Origin of the sequence: Streptococcus mitis (assembly GCF_003942965.1) — a bacterium.
GTDB classification, from domain to species: Bacteria; Bacillota; Bacilli; order Lactobacillales; family Streptococcaceae; genus Streptococcus; species Streptococcus mitis_BH.
Genome location: NZ_RJOG01000047.1, coordinates 1 through 3,999, shown reverse-complemented (window position 1 = coordinate 3,999; position 3,999 = coordinate 1). Strand labels below are relative to the sequence as shown.

Sequence of the window (3,999 nt, the reverse complement as noted above, 5' to 3'; positions counted from 1 at the left end):
CTACAATATTTTTAGGAGCAATGCCTAACCTTTTATTATCGAAAGGTGAACATCCTAATTGTACCGCATTCTTATCATTTTTTCTAGCTTCTTCAAACTTTTTTACAGCAATCTTTTTTGCTTGTCTAATAATATTTCTCGATGTGTGCTCTGGAAAACCAATCGCAACTAAATCTTTATAGTTTACTGTTTCCATGATTTTACTACTTCCTTTCTTAGATTTTTTCACCTCCATGGCATGACTGATGAAGTCATCATAAGAATTACACTTGCTGCTCTTTTACGGTGGCAGCCTGAACGGTCAGAAGTATCATTGTATATCATTTGTATCATGGCATATAAAGTATCGCTCTATTTTATTGATGGTTTTAATATCGCTCTTATCATGGCGAGCCATTCAAAACTGCTCCACAAATGAGGAAAGTACCATTTTGGACTATTCAATTGTCAATGTGCTTTCTTAACCTAATACTTTTTGGAATAATGGTCTTCTTTATTATCCACTCGACCTACAAGGTAATCTAAACTTACATTATAAAAATCTGCAAGTTTGATAAGGTCATCTATAGAGATTAACCTGGTACCTGATTCCATTTTAGAATACGCTGATCTTGTACAATTTAAGATTGTTTTTGCAACATACTCTTGTGTCAAATCAGTATCCTCGCGTAAATCTCTAATCCTTTTCAACATCCAATGTCTCCTAAAACAAGTATAATATAGTTATTTTCTTATTTTTAAATATGTGACAAATTGGCACATGAAACTATTCTATATATACTTTTTAGGAAACTGTTTATTCTAAATGTATCTCATTTTCCTTAATAGATTTCATATTTTGTTTTTTCTTATATTTCTTTATTGTTTTATTAAACATTTCTAATAAGTTTATTATAGGTAAGGCGATATTAAGAAAGACGGTCAAAATCTATTAACCGTCTAAAAAACAAAATGATGTATTCAATTAAAAAATTATCAAGCGCAATGCCTTTAGTTTTCGGAACTTTGAAAACTTCAAAAAACGGATTTTTATCGCTCTGAACATCAAAAAAGAAAGGACGAAATTTGTCCTTTCTCGAGCTTAGCTTTTCTTCAACCCACTACAGTTGATAAAGAGCCAATATCATCTACCAAACTTTCATTTATTAAGATTTTTTACAGTTTATCTGAAAAGGATTTTTATTTCAGAAGATCCATCGTAAACACTTCATCAGCCATCTCCCAAATTGCTGGATTATGTGTTGCGATAATGATTAGCCTATTATCATCTCGAAGAGATAGCAAAATCTCCATAATCAACTGAGAGGTTGCTGGGTCTATTGAAGCTGTTGGCTCATCTGCTAGAATAAGGGGTGGATTCTTTAAGATAACTTTTGCCAAGGCAACCCGTTGCGATTCTCCGCCCGATAACTCAAAGATGCGCTTATCTAGGTCAAGATAAGCCAGGCCGACCTGTTCTAAAGCCTGCTTTTGCCTCAACCGCTGTTCCGACCGACTCAACTTTTGACCAATGAGACCTAGCTTAAGGTTTTCTTCAATACTTTGGTTTTCAATTAAGCCAAAGTTCTGGAAGAGGTAGCCCAATTCGTGACGGAAAAAATCACTCGATTTATAATTGGCCAAGTCTTTACCTCGGTAAAAAATCGTCCCATCATAAGATTCTAATTTCCCAATCATGTTCATCAAGGTTGTTTTTCCGCTACCACTTGAACCAATTAAGGCATAGACTTTTCCAGCCTCAAATGTCATTGAAAGATTCGAAAATAACTCTCGTTCTCCAAAAGATTTACTCACCTGTTTAAGTTCAATCATATTAACCTCCCTTCAAAACAAGCATGGACATCTTGTTTTCTTTCTTCATTTGGACATGTAACTGTAAAAGAGATAGACCAGTAAAGAGTAACGAGACTAAGAAAGCAACTACTATCTCTACCATAAGAAATACACTCGCAATAAATCCCAGTAAAAACACACCCAGTTGAGCAAAGAGATAAGTGCGATGGATTTCTAAGAACCTGAGACCTGCAATGCGTTTGATAAAAATGGCACGTCTAAATTCTTCAAAGTAGAGCCTATTCATAGTGTTAAACAACAAGATTGAAGTTGCAATCCCAAGCACAGCTCCTGCTAGCATTACCCAACGTTCCCTCTGGATATTATCCAATAATGTGATGTAGTTGTGGTAACCTGTTTGCATTTCTGAGACCCAATTTTCAATGCCTTGTCTCTGGATAAGCTCCTGGGCATCAGACAATTGATTAAAGAGAACGTAGTTCTGTACTGCGTCTACCCAAAACAAAACGGACTGTGGACCAGTTGATTGGGGTGTTATAACAATGATGATTGGATCTTTCAAAAACTGCTGGTAAGAAATAGGGGTCGTATTATACACAAAACGATCCTGACCTGATTCCAAATAACCTACCGTAGCAGTCATTTGCTGTCGTTCATCTCGACTAGACATGCGACTGGTTAAGTCGTCTTCAAAAACAGATTTAAAATGTTCTTCCTCTGAACGGAGGTGTTCAGGCAGCAATAAGACAAACTCCCCTACATCAAGGTGATTCATCTTTTGCTCAATAGTTGTATCTACAGGAATGTTTTGACGTTTCAAGTATTGCGGTGTGACGATAAGGACATTGCCATTCGGGTTGTAATCGTGCCATTCTGTAGAGGTTATAAAGTTTTTGGAGGAAGCCATGCCATTTTGCAAAGTACGGTCAATTAACTGGTGTCTAGATAAGAAAGCCTTTTGTTCTGAAACAGCCAGATCCATCAATTGATACCAAGTTCTGAGTTTCCTTTGAGCTTGTTCATCAAAACCAGGACTCGTTCCTTCACGGCTGATTGATAGGGTAATCAGTTGCCTTTCCTGGCTCCAAGCCTCTTGTCCAATCCGATGCTGTTGCCAGGCTTGGGAATACTTTAAGCTACTCCCTATTCCCAGCGTTACAATAATAATCGCTAATAGTTGACCGATTAAAATCAAACTAATGATTCCTCTGACAGGCACTTGCCCTTTTATAATCTGCATCAGGTGTATCTTTTTTATCCCAACTGCGAAGAGTTGAGCGAAAAACAGGGAGATCGACAACAAGATGAGATTATAACTGAGCAAGCCTTCTCCTATGGTCATTAGGGATTGCGTTGGAAGCGACAGAATTTTTTGCATAAGAATGGCGAGCACGCCAGCTAAACTGAAACTAACAACTATCCCTTTCAAATCCTCACCAACTGGTCTAAGGAAAATGGACCACCGTTTCTCTCCTGAAATGAGGCGAATGCCCGACGACCGTAATTGGCTAATTTGACTAATTAAAGTCAGTGCTCCAAAGGTTAAGATGAAAATCAATAAACCGATTAACTGAAATCCGTTACTAAAGATAGCCATTAACGTAGATAGTTTAGATGGAATTGTCAGGTGCATATTAGTCAAGCCAAGTTGACTTAGCTCCTCCCTTAGCAAGTGAATATCTAGGTTTCCATCGAATACAAAATAGTTTGTTTCAACACTACTACTTTGAGCATCTTCTAGATTTTTTTCCTGAAGCCCATCAGGCAACTTTCCGTCCCCAAAGGTCGTATAAGAAAAAACTGTAGTACCTTCTGAGTTAGGATCTTGGTGTTGAATCGCAATAAAGCTATCCGTTTCTTCTGCTAGTTTTTCCAAGCGTGTAGCAACATGCTGAAAAGTTGTTTCAGGGGAAGAATCACGTACAACAACGTTGGGGTAATAATAGGAGACATATGTATCAGTCCAAATGGTAAATACCCAAACAAAGAACAAACTAGCAAGCAGGTTGGATATGAGTATAAATAATTTTTTCATAGTGCATTCCATATTCTAAAATAGAGGACAGAAATACCCCTGCCCTCTATAAACTAACAAGCTTACTAAACTATTGATAAAAGAATCTTCTTCAATTTTTAATTAGAAATCTCAGTCTGAATTATAGTATCCTATTTTTTCCTCCTTTCTAACTGCACGTTCCTTTCTAC

The 3,999-nt window shown here is 37.0% G+C and carries 4 protein-coding genes and 1 pseudogene; all 5 read right to left on the bottom strand.

Going from position 1 to position 3,999, the window contains the following annotated elements; all coding sequences use genetic code 11:
- A partial coding sequence (locus D8837_RS08965; RefSeq protein ID WP_125456837.1) for a DUF3173 family protein occupies nt 1–196 on the bottom strand: 196 nt, incomplete at its 3' end.
- 269 nt (nt 197–465) lie between these two features.
- Nucleotides 466–693, bottom strand: a complete 228-nt coding sequence (locus D8837_RS08960) for a helix-turn-helix domain-containing protein (protein ID WP_037606785.1) — start codon at nt 691–693, stop codon at nt 466–468.
- Between the two features lie 103 nt (nt 694–796).
- Nucleotides 797–892 (bottom strand): annotated as a pseudogene (locus D8837_RS08955) (relaxase); the annotation flags it as partial.
- Nucleotides 893–1,179: 287 nt separating this feature from the next.
- Nucleotides 1,180–1,812, bottom strand: coding sequence for an ABC transporter ATP-binding protein (locus tag D8837_RS08945; protein ID WP_125456836.1), 633 nt, complete (start codon nt 1,810–1,812; stop codon nt 1,180–1,182).
- A gap of 1 nt (nt 1,813) precedes the next feature.
- Complete coding sequence (locus tag D8837_RS08940; protein ID WP_125456835.1) at nt 1,814–3,829, bottom strand: bacteriocin-associated integral membrane family protein; 2,016 nt, start codon at nt 3,827–3,829, stop codon at nt 1,814–1,816.
- Nucleotides 3,830–3,999 lie beyond the last annotated feature (170 nt).